Origin of the sequence: Streptomyces arenae, assembly GCF_022343545.1 — a bacterium.
Taxonomy (GTDB): domain Bacteria; phylum Actinomycetota; class Actinomycetes; order Streptomycetales; family Streptomycetaceae; genus Streptomyces; species Streptomyces humi.
In genome coordinates this window covers 1-21118 of record NZ_JAKQYH010000034.1, presented here as the reverse complement: position 1 = coordinate 21118, position 21118 = coordinate 1, and the positions used below count along the sequence as shown (strand labels likewise).

Below are 21118 nucleotides of genomic sequence, written 5' to 3'. Positions count from 1 at the left end.
CACCTCGTCACGGGAGCCTGAGATCGCTGCTGCCGGAGGCATGGACAAGGACATCGCCGCCATCAGCGACAGCAAGGGAGACCACTCACCGTGACAGATGTCAGAGTCACCTACGACAAGACCGTCAACGCAGCGTACGTATACCTCACCGAACCGCAGGCCCGCGTGAAGTCCGCGCGCATGTATCCCTGCGATCCAGTGGACGTCGACGGCATGATCAACCTCGACTTTGACGAGCAGGGCCGCCTCATCGGCATCGAGGTGTTGGCGGCCAGTTCGAAACTGCCCGAGTACCTACTCCAGTCCGCGAAGCGACTTGACACCGAAGGTGCATGACCAGCCGAGCACCACGCTCGCGGCGAACAGGTTGGAAAAGGCTCCTTGACTCGGTCATTGAAACTCCACCGACCTGTCGAAGCGTTCTCTGCGGGCGCCCCCCAAGCACTCTAACGACGTCACTCCACCGTGAGCGTACGGGGGAGAAGGCCGGCCCTCTCTTCCAGTTCCCTAGCAACCAAGGATCTGCGCTGGGCTTGTACAGCCTTCGGAAGCACATCCTTAATCGCTGTCTGTACCTCGCGCTTCCACTCAGACCAACGTTGCGTCCATTTTTCGACCGCCTCTTGCGCAAGATCCTCTGCAAGCGGGAGCTGTACAGGTCCAGAGAACCGGGGGTCAGCTGTAAGCACAGCGACCACGGCGGCTGCATGCCCGTCGTCTAGCCCGGTGATGAGCGGACTCTCCCCCACCAGAACGTCACCTTGGTCCATGAGAGAGTCCCCGAGACGAACTGGCAGCTCCTCGTGCGCAGGCACGTTGACCTCCACCGAGGGGCCAGGATCCTCGGGCAGGAAGTCGCTGAGTTTGGGCTGTACCCCACAATCCATGAGCACTCGGGCCGCCAGCGGTGCGGGGTCGAAGACGGTGCGCCTCACTGCCCTTTGCTGCTGTTCGCGACCACTCACAGTCCGTTGTGTGCGCTCTATGACAAGATCACGTAGGGCACGCTCCACAGCCCGGCCAGCCTCATCAGCATCATCCCCAAACATGTATCGCATAGCCCACGCGTCTAGCGCCTGCCTGTCAGGCTGCCGCAGCTCTTCATCAGTGGACAAAGCGGGACGCCCAGCCACCTCTGCAAAGAGGGCGGCCAGATCCTCCGCCTGGGATCGCGTAAGCAACGTCGGGTCCAGTATCGGCATCTGGCTAAGCTCACGGATGTACGTGTGGAGTACGCCGTCTCCGCCGCCTCGCCTCCCATAGACCTCTGCCATGAGATTGGTCCACGCCAGGTTAGCCACAGCGGCAAACGACTCCGGGACCGTCAAGGAGGGCGGCGGCGCTGAGTAGAGGAAGTTATCGGGGATCAGAATATCCGCGGCCAAAGTGGGCGCGTAGTGTCGATCACCCCGACCCTTCAACCAGCAAATACGGCCAGGGCCAGTAGGAATTCGAGGCACCTGAAACCAGATCGGACGCACGCGGACTTGGGGGCGCTCGGCCGGCACCCCGCCTGCACGTCGACTACCCTCCCTAGCCGGGAAATCTTGAACCTCACCGTACTTGATGTAGGCGAGAGTATGAGCCCAGCGTTGTGCTTCAATTTCATCCGCTGTCTGGTCCAAGTAGAGCATAAACCAAGGGCTCGTATCGTCCACCGAAACCGAGATTTTTCCCTCAAGTACTCCAGGTCGACGGACCATAGGTTTCAAAGCAGCACGTTCAATCGGGTGAACAGCACCACGCCCATCCCGAATGACACACAGTCGAGACCGATCGCGCTGCGAACGCAGGCCCATACGCGAAACAACTGCCGGGTCCGTGATCTCCTCAACACAGAAGTAACCAACTACGCGCGTGGGAATGCCAGACTTCGGCGGCGCCAGCCGCCCGAGTCGCACAATTTTCCTTCCGGCCTTACGCCGAAGGGAGCCAATTGACGGTGGCTCAACGAGGCAAGCGCCCCACGAAGAAAAAAGCTTGTTAGGAAATGCCGAGCTCGCGCCGAGAGCTCTAAAGTCCGGGGTGGCAGCCATCACTCATCACCGAATCCGTCCGTTGACGTCTCCATTTCGAGGAGAGCTTTTTGCGCGAAGATTCGAATATCCCAGCGCAGATCATCTCCGGCGTCATGATCAGTGGCTAGGATCTCATCGATAAGGTCCTCGGCCCGCTTACCCCTTGGCGCCTCCGAGCTGACCAGTTCCTCGATCGGTCGCTTCAGTCTAACGAATCGTACCTGATGATCAGCAGGTACGTTCGGGTTGGACTGGTGTGAAAGCTTGGCTGCAGGATCAGCGACCTTTTCCGCGAGGATGATCACGGTATTCTGCTTGGCTGCAAACCAGCGTTCCACGCGACTGTCGATGAGCGCGTGAATCTTGAAGTAGCGCGCGAGGAAAGTGATTACAGCGTCACCATAGTCAGAGGCTAGGAGATTCCACGACACGATGAAGCCAAGACGCCCGCCAGGTCGCAAGTACATATGGGCTCCAGCCACGAAGAATGCCCAGATGTCTGCCTTACCAGTGAAGTTAGGGTACGCCGTTTGCGTCTTCAGAAAGTGCCTCTGCAGGAAATTAAAGACCTCTTGCCGCTCTTCTGGGAGCCGGCTTTCGAAGCGGATGTAGGGCGGATTCCCTACTACCGCGTCAACCTGCTGAGGATATGGAACGCGACCGGCGTCAGGGAGCTCTAGTCCGCTCTGCTCTCCCGGATACGTTTGGAAGAAGTCGGTTCTGAAAACCCTCGGGTATGCAGACGACGCTGACGTATCAGCCAAAGTCAGGTTGAAGCCAGTCAGCGACGCAGCGAACTGCGCGAGTTCTACCGCATATACTTCAGCCAACGACTGGTCATGCGTCGATCCAAGCGCTCGCTTGCGCTCGTAACACATGGTCACGAACGTTCCTGCGCCGGACGCAGGATCGAGAACAATATCAGCAGGGTCTTGCACTGCGTATGCAGTGATAAGCTCGACGACCGGGTCGGGCGTGTAATGTACGCCCATAACATGCCGATGCTCGTCATCTAGCAGTGACTCATAGAGGCCCGGCACGTAGGTAACCGGAGCTTCCCAGTCAGCACCCTGCACTACATCAATTATCTTCCCCCAAAGCTCCCCCACGTCTCTGCGGGAGCTCGCTGCGTCGACGAATACAATGTCATCCAGCTCGCTGGGGGAAAATTGCGTCTCAAAGTCACCCGTCTTCCTGCGGGCATGTTCGTAAAGGCCGGCGAGGTCGCTCAGAACACGCTGTGGATCCCCCGTCGATCTCGTGATATCCAAGAGGTCGAGGGCAAAAGTCGTACCATCTGCCCGGTTTGAGTTCGCTAGGGCTTGGTAGAGCATCAGGCGTGTTGTAACTACGAAGGTAGCGATAGTGGCAACTTGCAATGACTCAGCAAGGAGACGATCCTTGCTGCCATGGGGATTTAGCGAAATCTCGACGCCAAACTGAAGCCGGAATGCCTCCAAAGTTTTCTGCCGAAACGCTTCGTCTTCGTTGACTGCGGACCGGATCCGCTCCGCTGCCTCCTCAGCAGCTTCGTGAATTACTTCCTTGAGCTCGAGTACCTGAGGTGGAAGCTTTCGTGGACCTTTCTGCTTCTCCTCGCGCTGGTGGAGAAGCTGTGCAAACTCGTCAAGAAACTTGACCCAATTGTCGCTTATTTCGGCTCGGCGCTTAGGTGCAAACGACGAGTGACTTAGGTCAGCCGCGAGCGTGTATCGAATCAAGGGACGCGACTGATCTGGCCCCTTGGCTGTCTCCCAGACCAAGATTTCACGGAAGTTCGCCGTAAGAAAGTAAGGCAGGCCCCGACCAACTGCCTTAGACCACGAATCGCTCTGTAGTGCCGGAGAGTCAGCCGCCGCTACCTCGGGCCGCTTCATCTCCACCGTGGCGATCGGATGAGTGCGCGAACGAAGTGTGACATCACAACGCTTCGTGACCCCAGTCTCGGGGTCCTGAACGTGTTCTTCGACATCAGCATGGAAGAAAACTGGTTCCTTGTCTTCTTCCAGAAGCCGGGCAGCGCGTGCTTCGGTAGGTGAACTCAACCAACCCGCGAGGGTACGCTCATCAACAATGGTTTTCGCTTTAGCCATTGAAATGGCTCCTCTCCTGGGACTGCTGCCTGATCGGGTGACAGCGGGATTTATGCAGCCAGAGCTGCGGGTGGGATCATGATGGTCTCGTACTCGACGGGGGTCAATCGGCCCAGGCGTCGTTGCCGTCAGCGCCGGTGGTAGGTCCGTTCGATCCAGGTGACGATCGCGATCCGCAACTCCTGGCGGGTGGCCCAGACGTGGCGGTCGAGGACGTTCTTTTCAGCCTTTAGGCCGTCAGTTAGCCAGCAGAACTGGAACCTGAGAGGTGGGGCAGGTCAAGGTGTCATCCAACTCTGCAGCAGTCCCACGCGCCTGAGGCTTACGGGCCATGATCACCGCACGGGCAGTGATCGCAGCTTGGTAGTCGCAGACGTCGTGGCCGACTACAGAGCGTACGTGTTCAGCCTGGAGACAGGAGGGCGCACCAAACGGAGCGGCTAGGTCCGGATACACCGGGCTAAACCGGGTTTGGACCCCGTCAGGCACCGATAGAGTAGGCGTGCCCGATGTGCTCACGCTGACTGTCGACTGGAGGTTCCACCGTGACTGAACCGTGGCTGTCCGCCGACGACATCGCCGCCCACCTCGGCATCACGAAAGACACGGTGTACGGGTGGATTGCCGAGAAGGGCATGCCAGCCCACAAGCTTGGCCGCCTCTGGAAGTTCCAGGCCAGTGAAATCGATGAGTGGGTGCGCAGCGGGGGTGCCGCGTCATCAATCGACCACGCAGGTCCGGGCTGACATGGCGGTTCGCCCACTCACACGAGGGAGTGTCGGTGGGTCGCCGTAATCTGGACGACTTGCCTGATTCCCGAAAAGAGGTGACCCGTGCCGGAAGGGACCGCCCCTGCGTCGCGCTATGCGCTCTCGTTCACCAGCGGTGCCCTCCTCATGCGCGAGGCTGTCATCGTCGCGCCGATGTACCTGCGCGAGCACGACTGGTCGAAGGTGCGCGCGGTGATCGAGCAGGACAACCTGCTGCAGGCGCGCACGGTCACGTCGGGGCGACGCTTCGCCCGTGAGGTCACCCAGCGGCTCGCCGCGCTCACCGACGGCGAGATCGAGCTGCTCATCGACGCGACGGCTACTGAGCGCGGACACCTGCTGTGGGCGGCTGCTTGCCGTCGCTATGACCTGATCGGCGAGTTCGCCGAGGAGGTGGTACGCGAGCGGTTCCTCCTGCTGACACCGACGCTCACATACGAGGACTACGACAGCTTCGTGCGCGGCAAGGCTCTGTGGCATACCGAGCTGGCTGACGTCAAAGACTCGACACGGCGCAGGCTGCGCTCGAACGTGTTTCGGATGCTCAAGGAGGCCGGCCTGCTCTCTGACCGCGGTCACCTGCTCCAGGCCGTGCTATCGCGGCGGGTCGCTAGCGCCTTGTGCACGCGGAGCCCGAGCGACCTGCGGTTCTTCCCGACCAATGATCACGCTACAGGGAGGGCCGAGCGGTGAAGCCGACCGAGCTGTCCAAGCAGGAAGAGCACCTGTTTCAGGTGCTCAGCGGTAAGCGGTTCCTCCAGATGGAGGGCCTGAGCAACGAGGTGCCGTTCTTCATCTACCCCTACGACCCCGAGGACGCCCTCGTGGTTGCGGGGGTCAAGAAGCGCATCAAGAACCGACTGGCCAACAGGGGAATCGAGGTCCGTGAGATCAATCTCTACGACCTGTCGGTGGAGATGCTCAAAAAGCGCGGAGTCTGGGATCGCCTGCTTGCCCTCGAACCGGAACAGGACAAAGCCGACTTCCGTGAGCTGCTCCAGGGGATGCTCGACCCGCAGGACCACATCTCGCCTGCGATCCGAGCCAAGCTCGCCGAGGGCGATTTCGACATCTTCTTCCTCACTGGTATCGGCGAAGTCTTCCCGTACATCCGCTCACACAACGTGCTGAACAACTTGCAAAGCGTCGTGACGGGCAAGCCGATGCTCTTGTTTTTCCCTGGCCGCTACGAGCAGTCCGACACGTTGGGGTCGTCGCTCGTGCTGTTCGGGCGACTCAAAGACGACCAGTACTACCGAGCCAAGAACATCTTGGAACAGGAGGCTTGACTCGATGAAGCTGAACGCGATCTTCGCCAAGGATGTCCAGCGTCCAATCGAGGGCGTCATCAAGGCTGACGACACCGCGCACCTGGGCACGGAGGTCGACGAGTACGTCCTGACCAATGAGGCAGCCAAGGGCCTCGAACTCCTGCTTGAGACGTACACGAACTACACCAACGCGAACGGTGTGTGGATCTCGGGCTTCTTCGGCTCCGGTAAGTCCCACTTGCTCAAGATGCTGGCTCACCTGCTCGGCGACGTAGACGGGCAGGCGTTCCCGCGTGAGCGCCTGTCCGAGAGTTTTCGGTCCAAGGCGAAAGGAGCGTTCCTCCCGGCCTTGTTGGCCAAAGCCGACCGCATCCCCGCCAAGAGCCTGCTGTTCAACATCGATCAGAAGGCGACGCTTATCACGAAGGACCAGAGCGACGCGCTGTTGAAGGTGTTCGTCAAGGTCTTCGATGAGAGCTGCGGCTACTACGGCAACCAGGGCCACGTGGCGCGATTTGAGCGGGACCTGGACAACCGTGGCCAGTACGAGGAGTTCAAGGCTGCGTACGCGCAGATCGCGGGACGCGACTGGACGCATGGCCGCGAGGAGGGTGTGCTCGAAGAGGTCAATGTGGCCAAGGCGTACGCCGAAGTCAGCGGCCAGACCGAAGGGACGCCGACCAACATCCTGACGAAGTACCGCAGCGAGTACTCGGTGTCGATCGAGGACTTCGCCAATGAGGTCAAGGCGTGGGTCGACAAGCAGGACGAGGGCTTCCGGCTGAACTTCTTCGTGGACGAGGTCGGTCAGTTCATCGGGTCCAATACGCACCTGATGCTGAACCTCCAGACGATCGCCGAGTCGCTGAACACCAAGTGCCAGGGGCGAGCGTGGGTGTTCGTCACCTCCCAGGAGGACATGGACAAGGTCGTCGGCGACCGCACCAAGCAGCAGGGCAACGACTTCTCCAAGATTCAGGCGCGATTCAGGACTCGAGTGAAACTCACTAGCGCCGATGTTGAGGAGGTCATCCGCAAGCGTCTTCTGGAGAAGAACGAGGCAGGCGAGTCCGCCCTTGCAAAGATCTACGCCGAGCAGCACGCGAACTTCAAGACGCTATTCGACTTCGTTGACGGCGCGAAGACCTACCGTAATTACACCGACGAGGCGCACTTTGCCGGCACGTACCCATTCGTCAGCTACCAGTTCCCGCTCTTCCAGGCGGCAATAGAAGGCATCTCGGACCACAACGTGTTCGAGGGCCGCAACAGCTCGGTCGGTGAGCGCTCCATGCTCGGCGTCGTGCAGCAGGTCGCCAAGGACGTCGGCGATGTCGCGGTCGGCAGACTCGCGACCTTCGACCACATGTTCGCGGGCATCCGTGCCTCGCTGAAGTCCGCCGCGCAGCGCTCGATCGACGTCGCCGAGCGCAACCTCGACAACGAGCTTGCTGTGCGCCTGCTCAAGGCGCTGTTCCTGGTCAAGTACGTCGAGGGCTTCCACGCGACCCCGCGCAACCTGACCGTACTGGTCTACGACCAGTTCGGCCTTGACCTGCACGCCCTGTCCAAGCAGGTACAGGAGGCCCTGACGCTCCTGGAGACCCAGACATACGTGCAGCGCAACGGCAACGTCTACGTGTACCTGACCAACGAAGAACAGGTCATCGAGGAAGAGATCAAGAACGTCGACATCGACGCCTCCGAGGTCAGCGGTCGCCTGTTCAAGATGCTCACGAGCGATGTCATCCGCACCAACAAGCTGCGGTACGCCAAGAATGGCCAGGACTTCGCGTTCGGCTACAAGCTCGACGACCAGGTGTATGGACAGCAGCGCGAGCTGACAGTTCACTTCATCACCCCGGAGTACCCGTTCGGCCCCGAAGAGACCCGGATGCACAGCGCCGGCAAAGACGAGTTGCGCGTCATCCTGGAACCCGACGAGCGCGCCCTGTCCGACCTGCGGCTGCTCATCAAGACCGAGAAGTACACCAAGCGCAAGCAGACGACCTCGCTCTCGGCGATCGAGGACCAGATCCTTCGCTCCAAGGCGACACAGAACGTCGAGCGCGAGAAGGAAATCGTCGAGCGCATCCGCCGGGCCGTCGGCAAGGCAGACCTCGTAATCAACGCCGCCGACGTGACCTCCGCATCGCAGGACGCCATCGCTCGTGTGACCGACGGGTTCCAAGACCTCGTCAGCCGCACCTACACCCAGCTCAGCCTTCTCCGCGGGCTCACCTACAGCGAGCAGCAGATTGGCACGTTCGCCAACCCTGACCAGTCGGGCATGTTCGACGACCCGTCGCTGTCAATGCTCGCCACCCCAGGCGACGAGGTGTTCTCGTTCGTTCTGCAACGCGACCGGCTCGGCGAGCAGGCAACCGTCAGGACGATTGTGAATGCGTTCCAGACCAAGCCCTACGGCTGGGACCTTGCTTCGATCGAGGTCGTCATCGCATGGCTTGTCGGTACCTCGAAGCTCACGATCACCGTTGATGGGAACACTCTGAAGCGCACCGAGGTCGCGACGGTGCTGCGTAACACGCAGAAGCACTCGCATGCAGTGGTCGCCCCGCAGAAGGTCTTCGACGAGCGCAAGGTCGCGACGTTCCGCAAGTTCTGCAGCGACTTCTTCGACGAGGCGACCGCGCCGAAGGACCCTCTGGAGCTTGCTCGCCACGGCAGCGACAAGTTGCGTGGCAAGCTCGACGAGCTGAAGGCTCAGATGAACGGGTCGAAGTACCCATTCGTGGAACAGTTGACTGCACCGGTCGTGTTGCTCGAACAGGCCGTCGGCAAGCCCGACGAGTGGTACCTCACCGAGTTCGGTCTCGGTGACGAGCTGCTCGACGCCAAGGAATCCGTAACCGACCCTATCCAGTCGTTCCTTAGTGGAGGCCAGCGGGTCATCTACGACGAAGCCGTCACGCTGCTCACGGCAAACACGAACAACCTGGGCTACTTGCCGAGCGGCAGTGACTCCGATGTCAAGCGGCTACTCGGAGATCCCAATGCGTTCCGTGGCAACCGCATGACCCAGCTCAAGCAAGCAGCAGAGGTGCTCAGCAAGCAGATCGACGAAGCACTTGCGACCAACCGTGCCACGGTAATTCAGGCGATTGCAGGGCGCAAGGCCGAGGTGCTCGGCAGCGCCTACTACGCGAACGCCACCGAGGACGCACAACAGCGGGTCGTGCGCGAGATCGACCAGATCATCGCCCGCGTCGAGCGCGAGACGCAGATCGCCCTGGTCCGTGAGGTGGGCAACAGCTTCGAAGAGACGACCTACCCTGAGCTGCTCGACCAGCTCGTATCCTCCACCCACCCCACGGGTGACGACGGCCCCGCGCCAGCACCCGTCAAGCAAACCGTTTCGGTCAAGACCATCACTGTGCTGGGTGTCCACGGCGTGCTGGAGACCACCGAGGACGTCGACCGGTACCTCGACGTGCTTCGTAGCGCGTTGCTGTCCACGCTCAACGACGGAAAGCGAATCGCACTCTGATGGAAACCGCTCCGCTCAAGTCCTTCGCCACCTGGGCGCGCACGGCACTCATCCGCGAGGTGGCGGCTCGCATCACGGTCGTGCTCGCCCCTTCCTCGCCTGCGCGTGTTGAGCAGCGCAGCGCCGTCGCGGCATTGGAGAAGGCCGTCAACGCGGCCGGCGGCGGCGACAGGGGCCGCGACACCGTGGCCGACAGAGTTGCCTACACCTGGTTCAACCGGATCATCGCGCTGCGGTTCATGGATGCTAACGGCTACACCGGCATTGGAATCGTCTCACCCGAACGCGGCCGCGATGGTGGCCAGCCGGAGATCCTCGCCGAAGCCAAGCGCGGGAACATCGACATCACGGTCGTCACCAACACGCGCACCGCCGAGACCGTGACGAGCCTGCTCAACGGCACGCGCCGAAGCGACGACCCACAGGGCGAGGCGTACTCGCTGCTGCTAGCGGAGTACTGCCGTCACTGGAATCGCTCGATGCCGTTCATGTTTGAGCGCGAAGGCGACTACACCGAGCTACTCATCCCCGCGAACCTGCTCGCAGACGACTCCGTGCTAGCCCGGGCCGTCACCGTGCTCACCGAAGACGTCTGCCAAGACGTCGAGGTCATCGGTTGGCTATACCAGTTCTACATTTCCGAGCGTAAGGACGAGGTCTTCGCCGGGTTCAAGAAGAACAAGAAGGCCAGTGCCGCCGAGATCCCGGCCGCCACCCAGCTCTTCACCCCGCACTGGATCGTCCGCTACCTCGTCGAGAACTCCCTTGGGTGCCTCTGGCTGCTCAACCGGCCCAACTCGCGGCTCGCCGATCAGATGCAGTACTACATCGCCCCGGTCGACGAAGAGACCGACCACCTCAAGGTTGCCAGCCCGGAGGAATTGAAGATCATTGACCCCGCATGTGGCTCCGGTCACATGCTCACCTACGCGTTCGACCTGCTCTATGCCATATACGAGGAAGAGGGCTACGCGCCGTCTGATATCCCGGGGCTCATCCTCGCCAACAACCTCTATGGGACCGAGATCGACCCCCGTGCCGGTGCGCTTGCTGCGTTCGCGCTCACGATGAAGGCGCGCGCACGCCAACGCACGTTCTTCAACAAGCAGATCGAACCCAATATCTGTGTGCTCGAACCCATCTCGTTCACGCCGGGTGAGCTGAAAGATACCCTCGTCACCCGCGGCGGCGACCGCGCCGCCGAGGAAGCGTTCTGGAACCAGTTCCAGCACGCCGACACCTTTGGATCGCTTATCCGTCCAAGCGAGGAACTGATCGAACTGCTCAGAGAGCACCTTGACGCGCACCAGCCGGACGATGGTGACATTATCGGCAACGAACTTCGGGAACGCGCGCGCAACGTCGTTCGTCAGGTGGAGTACCTGTCGCCCCGTTACCACGTGGTCGTCGCGAACCCCCCCTACATGGGCACCGGGAACATGGACGCGCATTTGAGTGAGTTCGTCAAGGCCGAGTTCCCTCGCTCAAAGTCCGACCTCTTCGCAACTTTTATTGAACGCAACATTGACTTGTCCGTTTCAAATGGACGAGTCGCCATGATTACGATGCAGTCATGGATGTTTCTGTCGTCATTCACAAAGCTCAGGAAGTGGATCGCCGATAGTCACCAGCTTTCTTCGATGGCCCATCTGGGTACCAATGCGTTTGACAGTATCGGCGGGGAAGTTGTATCTACCACAGCGTTCGTCATCGCAGTTGACTCACGGCGCGAGCCCTTCTACGGGACCTATGTGCGGCTCATTAAGGGTACGAAAGAATCCGAGAAGGCGAACCAACTGCGCCAGGTTGCGGCGGGGGTGAACTCGAATGGCCTCTACCAAGTTAGGAACGCAGACCTCGCCGCGTTGCCTGGCGCCGTGATTGCGTATTGGATGAGTCCTGCTCTGCTCCATGCCATGACCAGTAATGCACTACTCGGCGATGTGGCAGAGCCGCGCTGCGGTATGAACACCGGGGAGAACGCGCGTTTCGTTCGGAACTGGTGGGAGGTTGACTTCCAGCGTAGCTACCTTAACGCGCCGAGTACTGAAGCAGCTCATCATTCTGGTAGGAAGTGGTTCCCTTACAACAAGGGAGGTTCATACCGTAAGTGGTATGGGAACCAGCAGTCAGTCGTCGCCTTCGATTCTCATAGCTACGAGATCTTGAGCAGGCAGGGCAATCACCTCCCGTCCCGGCAGTTCTACTTCCATCCATCGGTGTCGTGGTCAAAGATCGCTGGTTCGTCACCGTCGTTCCGATACTTCCCTGAAGGGTTTGTTTTCGATGGTGCCGGTATGTCTCTCTTCGCGGATTCGGAACGACAGAGGAGGCTCTTTCTGGGCTTCTTGAACTCTAGGGTTTCCGAGGCTGCACTTGAGGCTATTGCGCCGACTCTGAACTTCCAATCTGGCGATATCGCGCGGCTTCCACTTCCGCAGGAAGCTGATCAGCTGGATGTCGACAGCGTAGTTTCTGAACTCGTTGAGGGTTCGCGTCGAGATTGGGACGCGCAGGAGACCTCCTGGAACTTCCGGGCGAACCCATTGGTCGCTGCGTCGACTAGTCGCAAATCTGCGTTGGCGCCGGTATTCGAACACCACAGAGAGGTCGAGTTGGAGCTGGTGAATTCGCAGCGTCAACTTGAAGAACGCAATAATGAAACCTTTATTCGCGCGTTCGGGTTGGAGGGTGAGCTTGATCCCGGGGTTGAGGTTAGCGAGGTGACTCTTCGGGTGAATCCGCTATTTAGGTATGGACCGGACCGCTCGGACTACGAAGAGCTCCATTTGGCGGATTCAGTCGTTGATTTGCTTTCATATGCGGTCGGTTGCATGTTTGGACGCTACAGCATCGATGAGCCGGGACTCATCCTTGCGAATCATGGCGAAACGCTTCAAGACTACCTGGCGAAGGTGCCGAACCCGTCGCTCCTACCCGACAAGGACAACGTGATCCCGATCGTCGATGGCGATTGGTTCGGGGACGACATTGTCGTGCAGTTCCGGCAGTTCCTGCGTGTAGCGTTCGGTGAGCAGTACTTCGAGGAAAACCTGCGGTTCGTCACCGAGTCCATCGGCGTCAAGGACCTGCGCGACTACTTCGTGAAGTCCTTCTATAAGGACCACATTCAGCGGTATAAGAAGCGCCCTATCTACTGGCTGTTCTCCAGCCCCAAGGGATCGTTTAACGCCCTCATCTATATGCACCGTTACACGCCGTTCACGGCCTCGACCGTGCTGAACGAGTACCTTCGCGAGTTCAAGGCGAAGCTGGAGGCCAGCCGCCAGCACCACGAGCGTCTCTCCGCAGGGGCCGGCACGCCACGGGAGAAGGCTGCTGCGCAGAAGGAGGTCGACCGCCTGCGCAAGGTTCTGCTTGAGCTTGACGAGTACGAGCACGACGTGCTGTATCCGTTGGCGACCCAACAGGTGCAGCTCGACCTCGACGACGGCGTGAAGGCCAACTATCCGAAGCTGGGAGCGGCCTTGAGGAAGATTCCCGGTCTTGAGGCAGGCAATGACTGAGACATCCGCTGTCCGGTCCCACCTGGAGCGTCGCTTCGAGACGCACCGGGTGGTGTTCTGGCATGACCCCGAGAGCGAGTACGCCGCAGACCTCGACTCACTCGGCTTGGAGGGCGTCGAGATCGTGCGGGTCGCCAACGACGAATATGGGGTCAAGCACCGCCTGCTGCAGGGGGAGCCCGACACCAAGTTCCTCGTCTACCGCCCCGGTGCCGTGCCGACGGGGATCGGCAACTGGTTGCTCGACCTGGAGCTGGCCCACGGGGTATTCACCGCGGACCGGACCTCACTGGTGCAGCAGGAACTCGGGCTCGCCGCTGACGGCATCGGCGACGTCGTGCGGGCACATGAGAAGTTCTTCCGGGCCGTCAAACGGGTGCAGAGCCTTAAGGCGCTGCTCAATCCCGCTGACGACGCCGACAAGTTGCGCGCCAAGATGGCGGCGGTGCTGTTCGGGCAGTGCGAGCACAGTCTGCTGGAGATCACCCGTACCCTGCTCATCGAGAACGCTGCTGGTACCGACGCCAAGTATCGCGCCTTGGCCGACTACGGTCTCGACGAGTTCCATTGGCAGGGCGTCGGCAGGATCTACGGGTACACGTCGCAGAGCCCGAGCATCGACGACTTCGTGCTGTGGATGTTTCGCCAAGCCATCGCGGGGTTCAAGTCTGAACATCCTGGTGGGCTACGGAACATCCAGCTCGACTTCGGAAGCCTGCGCTACGACGTCCGCAGCCAGAAGACGATGACCACGCTCGCGAAACGCGTGGCTCGCGACCTGGACTACGCGAGCACGATCGAGAACGCAGGCTTCCAAGACCTGCTGGGCAATGACCTGTTTGAGGAAGTCGACCGCAAGATCATCAGTGATCTCGCGGGTGCCGTAGCCGACCGCACCGTTGCGGCCCGCGAGATCACTGAGGCCATCCGCAGCCGCCAGAGCAGCATCTGGATCGACGGGTACCGCAAGCTGTACGCCGCGATTGGCAGCGCCTCCAACCTGCTGACCGCGCTCAGCGGGCTCAGCCTGTCGATGCAGTCCTTCGACGAGGGCTTGGATCGGTACCGGCAAGAGTGGTTCCGCATCGACCAGCTCTACCGCCAGTTCACCCACGCGGCCCGCACCGCCGAGTTCGCCGGGCCCCTGGAGGGCCTGCGAGTACAGGTCGAGTCGTTCTACACGAACAAGTTCCTTCACACGCTGGGCGCCGCTTGGCAACAGCATGTCGATGGCGTCCACCAGTGGCGTTCCGCTGTGCTCCGGCCGCAGACCTCGTTCTTTGCTGACCATGTTCGGCCCATCACGCGGGACGGCCGGCGTAAGGCTGTCGTCATCATTTCCGACGCCTTGCGCTACGAGATTGCCGACGAGTTGGGTTCGCGTATTCGCCAGGAGGACCGTTTCGACGCGACCCTCGATGCCGTTTTGGGGGTGCTGCCGAGCTACACACAGCTCGGGATGGCTGCACTCTTGCCACACACCACGATCGGACATTCCGGCATCGGCGATCGCGTCGATGTGGACGGGCAGCCGTCCTCAGGCACTGACAACCGCAGCAAGATCCTGGCCAGCGTGCGGGGCATGGCAGTCCCCGCCGAAGACCTGCTCGGCATGACCCGCGACGAGATTCGCGAGCTGTACCGGCAGCACCAGGTGATGTACGTCTACCACAACCGCATCGACGCGACCGGCGACAAGCACGGCACCGAGCGGCAGGTTTTCGAGGCTGCCGAGAAGACGCTGGAGGAGCTTGTCGACCTGGTCAAGCGCCTCGCGGGCGCCGACGCCACCAACATCTTTGTGACCGCCGACCACGGCTTCCTCTTCCAGGACTCCGCGCTCGACGAGGCGGGCTACCTGTCCGTCGCACCGCAGGGCGACAACATCGCCGTGCAGGCACGCCGCTACGTGCTGGGAACCGGGCTGAAGACGGACCCGGCGTTCAAGACGTTCGACTCGGCGCAACTCGGGCTCGACGGCGACTACGAGGTGCAGATCCCCAAGTCGATCCACCGACTGCGACTCAAAGGCTCCGGCGCGAGGTTCGTCCACGGCGGGGCGACCCTTCAGGAGATCGTCGTGCCGGTGCTCTCCATCAATAAGAAGCGCAAGAGCGACACTCGGCTGGTCAACGTCGAAATCCTGCCTGAGTCGGACAAGATCACCACCGGCCAGTTGGTCGTCAAGCTCTTCCAGACCGAGCCGGTCAGCGAGAAGGTCCAGCCTCGCGCAGTGCGAGCCGGCCTGTACTTCGGCGAGACTCTCATCTCGAACCATGCCCCGCTGGTGTTCGACCAGAAATCGGCTGACAAGCGCGACCGGTATCAGAGCGCCGTCATGCTGCTCAGCCAAGATGCGAACGAGTACAACAACAGGGTGGTCGAGTTTCGCCTGGAAGAACTGATCCCCAATACGAACCAGTGGCGCGTCTACGGCAAGGCCATGTACATGCTCAAGCGCTCGTTCGCCTCGGACTTCGACTTCTAAAGGAAGGGTACGGCCATGAGCCAAGTGAGCGAGGTCAGCCAGGAGGCAACGCTTGGCCCGGACGCGGGAGCCGGTGCTGCTCCGGTGCAGAGTGAGCTGGACCGCAAGATCAACCGCCTCTTCCCGGGCGCCGTCGTGCGCAAGGACTTGGTCAAGGCAGTCAAGGGCAACGCCATCGTGCCGTCCTACGTACTGGAGTACCTGCTCGGGCAGTACGCGGCCTCTGACGACGAGGCCACCATCCAGGCGGGCATCGACACGGTGCGCAAGATTCTGGCCGACCACTATGTGCACCGGAACCAGTCCGAGCTGGTGAAATCCACGATCCGCGAGCGCGGGCGGCACCGGATCATCGACAAGGTCACGGCCACGCTCAACGAGAAGAACGATGTCTACGAGGCCGAGTTCGCGAACCTTGGCATCAAGGGCGTGCTCGTCGAGCCCGCCACGATCAAGGCGCATCCGAAGCTGCTCGTCGGAGGAGTCTGGTGCATCTGCGACATCGAGTACTTCCACAGTGCCGACCCGCGGGTCGTGCCGTGGATTCTCGGGTCGATCAAGCCCATCCAGCTGTCGAACTTCGACGTAGAGGGCTACCTGGTGGCTCGGCGCGAGTTCACCACCGACGAGTGGATCGACCTGCTCGTGCAATCCATCGGGTTCAATCCCGAGTTGTTCGGGAGGAGGGCCAAGCTCATCCAGCTCGTGCGGCTCATCCCGTTCGTCGAGCGTAACTACAACCTCGTCGAGCTTGGCCCCAAGGGCACCGGCAAGTCCCATATCTTCTCAGAGTTCTCGCCCCACGGCATGCTCATCTCCGGTGGTGAGGTCACCGTGCCGAAGCTGTTCGTCAACAACGCCAACGGGCGCCTCGGCCTGGTCGGCTACTGGGATGTTGTCGCGTTCGATGAGTTCGCCGGCAAGAAGAAGCGCACCGACAGGGCGCTCGTCGACATTATGAAGAACTACATGGCGAACAAGTCGTTCTCCCGCGGGGTTGAGACGCTCGGTGCTGAGGCGTCGATGGTATTCGTCGGCAACACCTCGCATACCGTGCCGTACATGCTCAAGCACTCCGACCTGTTCGACGAGCTGCCTGAGAGCTACCACGACTCCGCCTACCTCGACCGGCTGCACCACTACATCCCTGGGTGGGAGGTCGACACCATCCGCGGGGAGATGTTCTCGGACGGCTACGGGTTCGTCGTCGACTACATCGCCGAAGTGCTCAAGTCGATGCGCTCCCAGGACTACTCGGACCGCTACCAGCAGCACTTCTCGCTCTCGTCGGACATTTCGACGCGTGACCGAGACGGGATCCACAAGACGTTCTCGGGGCTGATGAAGATCCTCTACCCGCACGGGGAGGCAGCGCCTGAAGAGATCGAGGAGCTCCTGCGGTTCGCGATCGAGGGGCGCAAGCGCGTCAAGGACCAGATCCTGCGGATCGACTCGACGATGGCCGACGTCAAGTTCGGGTACCTGGACAGTAGCGGAGCTTGGCACGCGGTCTCGACCCTGGAGGAGGACGAATACCCGGCTTACTACCACCGCGAGCGCCGCGAGCGTTCCGAGGCTGCTGATAGCGCGATCGAGCCGCCGGCGGGCGCGGCGGAGCCCACCGTCCAGGATGGGACTCCGGCTGAGCACGCGCAGGTGGTGGCGCCGCTGTTCGAGGGGCACCGTGAGTTCCAGGAGAATCAGCGCGGCGTCTCGTTCGACACGCTGCTCGCCCCTTACCTGCGCGGAGCCGGGCAAATTACGATCACAGACCCCTACATTCGCCAGTTCCACCAGGCCCGCAACCTCATGGAACTCATCGAGGGGATCGCAGCCGTCAAAGACGCCGCCGACGAGGTCAACGTCAAACTCATCACCTCAGAGAGCAACGGCGGCGAGAGCAAGGTCCGCAAGCAACTGGAGCTGCTGCTCAAGGTCAAGCAGGGCGCAGCAGCCGGCGGCATCAACCTCGACGTCTCGTTCACCAACACGATTCACGACCGCTCGATAGTCACCGACACTGGCTGGAAAATCCTGCTTGGCCGCGGCCTCGACATCTTCCAGTACGTCACTGGTGATGCATTCGACCTCGCTACCAGGCTCCAGGAGTACCGCCAGGTCAAGGCATTCGGCGTGACCTACATCCGCGAGGGCAAGTAATCCAGGTGAAGCTGCGATTGGCGACCTGGGGATCCTAGAGGTCCGTCGCCGTCGGCCTAGCATCCCCGATCAAGCGCTTGAGGACGAAGAACTTGGCACGCGGGGGGCGGGCAGACCCGGGCCGATATCGTGGACTATCTGTGGACGAGTGTACCTACGCGCGGTCGGCGCGGGGGCCGTGACCTGCACACAAGCACGACGTAGAAGGGACCTCCGGAGCTGGCAGCATCAATGGCGGCCTGAGTCGCCTTCTCGCCGCGCCTCGAGGTGGCCCTGCTGGACCTGAGCCTGTCCCGAGCCCTGCGCACCTCGCATGCACCGGCGGGGCTCCGGAAGCTCGCGAAACCGGGCGAAGAAAGCAAAGTCACCCCGTCGAGTGGGATGTGGCGGCTGGTTCGGGAGATCGTGCCCGCTCATCTGCAGACCTAACCAAACCAGCGCCGCTCCTGGTCAGCCGACTGGCTCCAACTTGCCCGGCCAACCGGTGATTGCCCCGGTGTCACGCAGCCGGTACGTGTCCGCCATGAGCTTGGCCCGCGCCGCCGAATTACCCCCCGACCAGCCGAAGAACGAGATGGCTGCGGCGACGGCCTGCTCGACGCTGAGGCCGCGCGGCCGGTCTTCGACGAGGCCGAGCAAGGCGCGTTGACGCTCGACCGGTGCGACGTGCTCGACCGGCCGCCGGGTGAGGCCGGGCAGCGGCCAGCGGGCGTATGTGCAGGGCCGGTCGGGAATATCAAGGAAGTCGCCGGTCTCGGCTATACGGCCTTCGTCTCGCAGCCGGTCCGCCGCCAAATTCACGGACGACTTCATCCTGGCCGGCCGGGGCTCGTATAGCAGTTCGCCCACGTGTCGCAGGAGTACCTCCCGGTGGATCGGCCCCTCGGTCTCGACGACCCGGTACACGGCGTCGACGAGTGGGGGCTTCGGAATCCCGCCGTGTGAGCCGGCGTTCGGGTCGAGGTCGGTGACGTCGGCGGGCTGGTACGGGGCCGCCCAGTCGCCGTGGTCCGGAACGGAGCGGGAGGTGCGGTATGGCACGGAAAACCTGTTTCCTCTCGGTGTTGTCTGAAGTCGGGGGCAGTCTCTACCCCTAATGCCAGGAGTCAAGCATGCGCGGCTCGCTATTAGTGACTCAAAAACGAATCAATGCGGATTCACTGTGCGCCTATTCATCAGGTTCCTCCTCTCCCATGTACGGCGCTAGTCCTCAGTACCAGTCGCCCGACCCGTTGGCGTGCCAGGCGTCAGTCACGCCGTTATAGAAGGCATCGAGCAGCCCGACGGGAATGGCCAGTCCATCACCGTGCTCCTTCCGGGAGACGTCGTACTCCCGGAGGACTACGGAGCGTTCGCCGTCACCCTCGCGGATCGTGGAAACGTGAATCTCCATGCCATCAGCCATATAGACGCGAGGATGGTACTCAATTCGCCCTCGCTGCTTTCTTTGCCAGACCACGTCCCCGATAACTTCCAGGAAGTCATGGAGCTCCATGATGTGGATGGTTATCCCTTCGCCGTACCCCTTCAGGGACGGGTTGTACACCCGGAAATCGATGAAGCGTTCGTAGTCGGCATCACGGATCGTTGAGACCCGGATCTCCTTCTCGGTATCCTTGTCGCGAATGCAGGCGTGGACATCCCGCTCCTCGTCGTCCTTCCAGTCCTCTTCGCAGTCTTCATTTGACATCGCTGCGCCCCTCCTGATTGGTAGTCATATATGTGACAGTCCTGGCAGAGATGCGCGTGCTGTCCGTGTGCAGGTCAACTATGCGCAGCCGTAACTTGGCTCACCTGCCCACCGGAAGGTCGACCAGCGCTCGAACTGGATGGCGTACCTGCCTAGTACTCGCCGCCATCCCGCAGCTCCTGGGTGCCCTGGTTCACCTGTCTTCCTTGGCAATGGTCGAGGTCGGCGTCAGCTTGGCCTTGGCAGCGGGCCTAGTGTCGTTGCCTCCGCAGGCGGTGAGCGAAGCAGCAGTTATCAGTTCCAGTGGAGCCAGTCCGGCGCGGTAAGGCATGGTCCCCCCACGCGCTTGCGTGATACACATGGTCACTGTTGTGGGGGTGATGTGGAGCTTGCGTGTCCGAGTTGTGATATGACAGCCACGTCTGCAACCCTTACATGCAGGAAAGTCACCACAAGGAAGCGTCCCGAGCCCCTAGCGCCCGCCGGCTCGGCCGGGAGGCCTTAGCGGCCTTCTCGCCCGTAGCTTCGCAAGCTACGCCTAGCCGCCAGGAACCAACGCCGAGTCACGTTACTCCATGATCTTGGGATACCGCGTAGAGCCAGACGATGCGCTTGGCCTCATCGACGCGATATCAGGTGCGACCACCCAACGTAACTTCCTACTGCCGGCCACAGGGCGTCTCATGGCGCTCGCATTGGCTACTTCGCTACCAAGGCTGCCGCCAGCGCTAGGGCCTCTCGAGGTCGGCCGAAGGTCCTCCAACCTCGCTCCAATGCGGTGTTCTCCTTCGCTGGATCCAGCTCTGAAGCTGGCATCCGCCAGTAGCCTGCGGCTGTTTCAGCGTCGCATCTGGGAGGGGTCCCGTCGGCCAGGGGTCCGGGCCATCTCTGTGGCGGCCGAAGCTGTTCGCCAGTGGTCACGTCTCGTGGACCACCTGTGGACAGATCTCAGCCGATTGGGTACCCGCGGAGCCCTCACCAGCAGCGTTGCCTGGTAGCCAAGGGCCCTCCGGAGCCGTGTGCGCAGGTTCGAATCCTGCCGGGGGCACTCGCCGGTCAGCCAGCAAGAATTAGGCTCTGACCAGGGCGGCTGCCGACTTGAGGGAGCGGGAGTCAGTCTTACTGGCTCCCGCTCTTTCTCGTTCTCTCACTGGCCGCGCACCATCTGCGATACACGCGACACACCTCCGACACATTCACGTGTGGACGCCACGCGGCGGCGGAAGGATGCGGATACGCCCACGCCTAAGACGCTATTTCAGTTGGCGTGATCTTGCGGCAGTCTAGGGTGATGGCTGCTGCGCTTGTCGAGCGGATGGCGCCGGAAGAGCTGTGGACGTTGTTCCAGCGGGTGGTGCCGCCGGCTCCGGTCCGCCCGCAGGGTGGAGGGCACCGGCGGCGAGGGGACCGCGAGGTGCTGGCTGCCATCATCTTCGTGGCCACCTCAGGCTGCACCTGGAACCAACTGCCGCCAGGCTTCGGGCTGTCGGGGGTGACGGCCTTCCGCCGGTTCACCGAGTGGACGGAGGCCCGGGTGTGGGCCAAGCTTCACCGCCTGGTCCTGGATGAACTCGGTGCCCGCGGCGACCTGGA

13 protein-coding genes and 1 pseudogene are annotated in these 21118 nt (G+C 61.6%); 9 read left to right on the top strand and 5 right to left on the bottom strand.

Annotated elements, in window-relative coordinates; translation table 11 throughout:
- Nucleotides 1-90 precede the first annotated feature (90 nt).
- Nucleotides 91-336, top strand: coding sequence for a DUF2283 domain-containing protein (locus MB828_RS15235; protein ID WP_301648541.1), 246 nt, complete (start codon nt 91-93; stop codon nt 334-336).
- A gap of 119 nt (nt 337-455) precedes the next feature.
- On the opposite strand, the gene MB828_RS15230 is transcribed toward MB828_RS15235, so the two are convergent.
- From MB828_RS15230 to MB828_RS46880, 3 genes and pseudogenes are all read right to left on the bottom strand, one after another.
- Complete coding sequence (locus MB828_RS15230; RefSeq protein WP_301648624.1) at nt 456-1274, bottom strand: hypothetical protein; 819 nt, start codon at nt 1272-1274, stop codon at nt 456-458.
- Between the two features lie 761 nt (nt 1275-2035).
- Entirely contained in the window at nt 2036-4111 is a 2076-nt protein-coding gene (locus MB828_RS15225; RefSeq protein WP_301648623.1) for an Eco57I restriction-modification methylase domain-containing protein, read from the bottom strand.
- 50 nt (nt 4112-4161) lie between these two features.
- A pseudogene (locus tag MB828_RS46880) lies at nt 4162-4335 on the bottom strand (IS3 family transposase); the annotation flags it as partial.
- 321 nt (nt 4336-4656) lie between these two features.
- On the opposite strand from MB828_RS46880, the gene MB828_RS15220 reads away from it, so the two are divergent.
- The 7 genes from MB828_RS15220 (at nt 4657) to brxL (ending at nt 17835) form a co-directional block, all read left to right on the top strand.
- On the top strand, nt 4657-4857 hold the full coding sequence (locus MB828_RS15220; RefSeq protein WP_301648622.1) for a helix-turn-helix domain-containing protein: 201 nt from the start codon (nt 4657-4659) through the stop codon (nt 4855-4857).
- Between the two features lie 87 nt (nt 4858-4944).
- A complete protein-coding gene (locus MB828_RS15215) occupies nt 4945-5574 on the top strand; it encodes a DUF1819 family protein (RefSeq protein ID WP_301648621.1) in 630 nt (209 codons plus the stop codon).
- Nucleotides 5571-6170: a DUF1788 domain-containing protein gene (locus MB828_RS15210; RefSeq protein WP_062022139.1), complete on the top strand. Its 600-nt coding sequence runs from the start codon at nt 5571-5573 to the stop codon at nt 6168-6170. The genes MB828_RS15215 and MB828_RS15210 overlap by 4 nt, the downstream gene beginning before the upstream one ends.
- A gap of 4 nt (nt 6171-6174) precedes the next feature.
- Nucleotides 6175-9660, top strand: coding sequence for a BREX system P-loop protein BrxC (gene brxC / locus MB828_RS15205; protein ID WP_301648620.1), 3486 nt, complete (start codon nt 6175-6177; stop codon nt 9658-9660).
- Nucleotides 9660-13187: a BREX-1 system adenine-specific DNA-methyltransferase PglX gene (pglX, locus tag MB828_RS15200; protein WP_301648619.1), complete on the top strand. Its 3528-nt coding sequence runs from the start codon at nt 9660-9662 to the stop codon at nt 13185-13187. Before brxC ends, pglX begins: the two co-directional genes overlap by 1 nt.
- Entirely contained in the window at nt 13180-15675 is a 2496-nt protein-coding gene (gene pglZ, locus MB828_RS15195) for a BREX-1 system phosphatase PglZ type A (RefSeq protein ID WP_301648618.1), read from the top strand. The genes pglX and pglZ overlap by 8 nt, the downstream gene beginning before the upstream one ends.
- 15 nt (nt 15676-15690) lie before the next feature.
- Nucleotides 15691-17835, top strand: a complete 2145-nt coding sequence (gene brxL / locus MB828_RS15190) for a BREX system Lon protease-like protein BrxL (protein ID WP_301648617.1) — start codon at nt 15691-15693, stop codon at nt 17833-17835.
- A gap of 450 nt (nt 17836-18285) precedes the next feature.
- Here brxL and MB828_RS15185 read toward each other — a convergent pair whose 3' ends face one another.
- Nucleotides 18286-18876 carry a hypothetical protein gene (locus tag MB828_RS15185; RefSeq protein ID WP_301648616.1) on the bottom strand — a complete coding sequence of 197 codons (591 nt, stop codon included), beginning with the start codon at nt 18874-18876 and terminating at the stop codon, nt 18286-18288.
- 169 nt (nt 18877-19045) lie between these two features.
- A complete protein-coding gene (locus tag MB828_RS15180; RefSeq protein WP_301648615.1) occupies nt 19046-19525 on the bottom strand; it encodes a hypothetical protein in 480 nt (159 codons plus the stop codon).
- A 1291-nt stretch (nt 19526-20816) separates the two neighbouring features.
- On the opposite strand from MB828_RS15180, the gene MB828_RS15175 reads away from it, so the two are divergent.
- A partial coding sequence (locus MB828_RS15175; RefSeq protein ID WP_301648614.1) for a transposase occupies nt 20817-21118 on the top strand: 302 nt, incomplete at its 3' end.

Coding starts and splice junctions, on each gene's coding strand:
- MB828_RS15230 (WP_301648624.1), bottom strand. CDS start 1,274: ATGGCAGAGGTCTATGGGAGGCGAGGCGGCGGAGACGGCGTACTCCAC.
- MB828_RS15225 (WP_301648623.1), bottom strand. CDS start 4,111: ATGGCTAAAGCGAAAACCATTGTTGATGAGCGTACCCTCGCGGGTTGG.
- brxC (WP_301648620.1), top strand. CDS start 6,175: ATGAAGCTGAACGCGATCTTCGCCAAGGATGTCCAGCGTCCAATCGAG.
- pglX (WP_301648619.1), top strand. CDS start 9,660: ATGGAAACCGCTCCGCTCAAGTCCTTCGCCACCTGGGCGCGCACGGCA.
- pglZ (WP_301648618.1), top strand. CDS start 13,180: ATGACTGAGACATCCGCTGTCCGGTCCCACCTGGAGCGTCGCTTCGAG.
- brxL (WP_301648617.1), top strand. CDS start 15,691: ATGAGCCAAGTGAGCGAGGTCAGCCAGGAGGCAACGCTTGGCCCGGAC.
- MB828_RS15180 (WP_301648615.1), bottom strand. CDS start 19,525: ATGTCAAATGAAGACTGCGAAGAGGACTGGAAGGACGACGAGGAGCGG.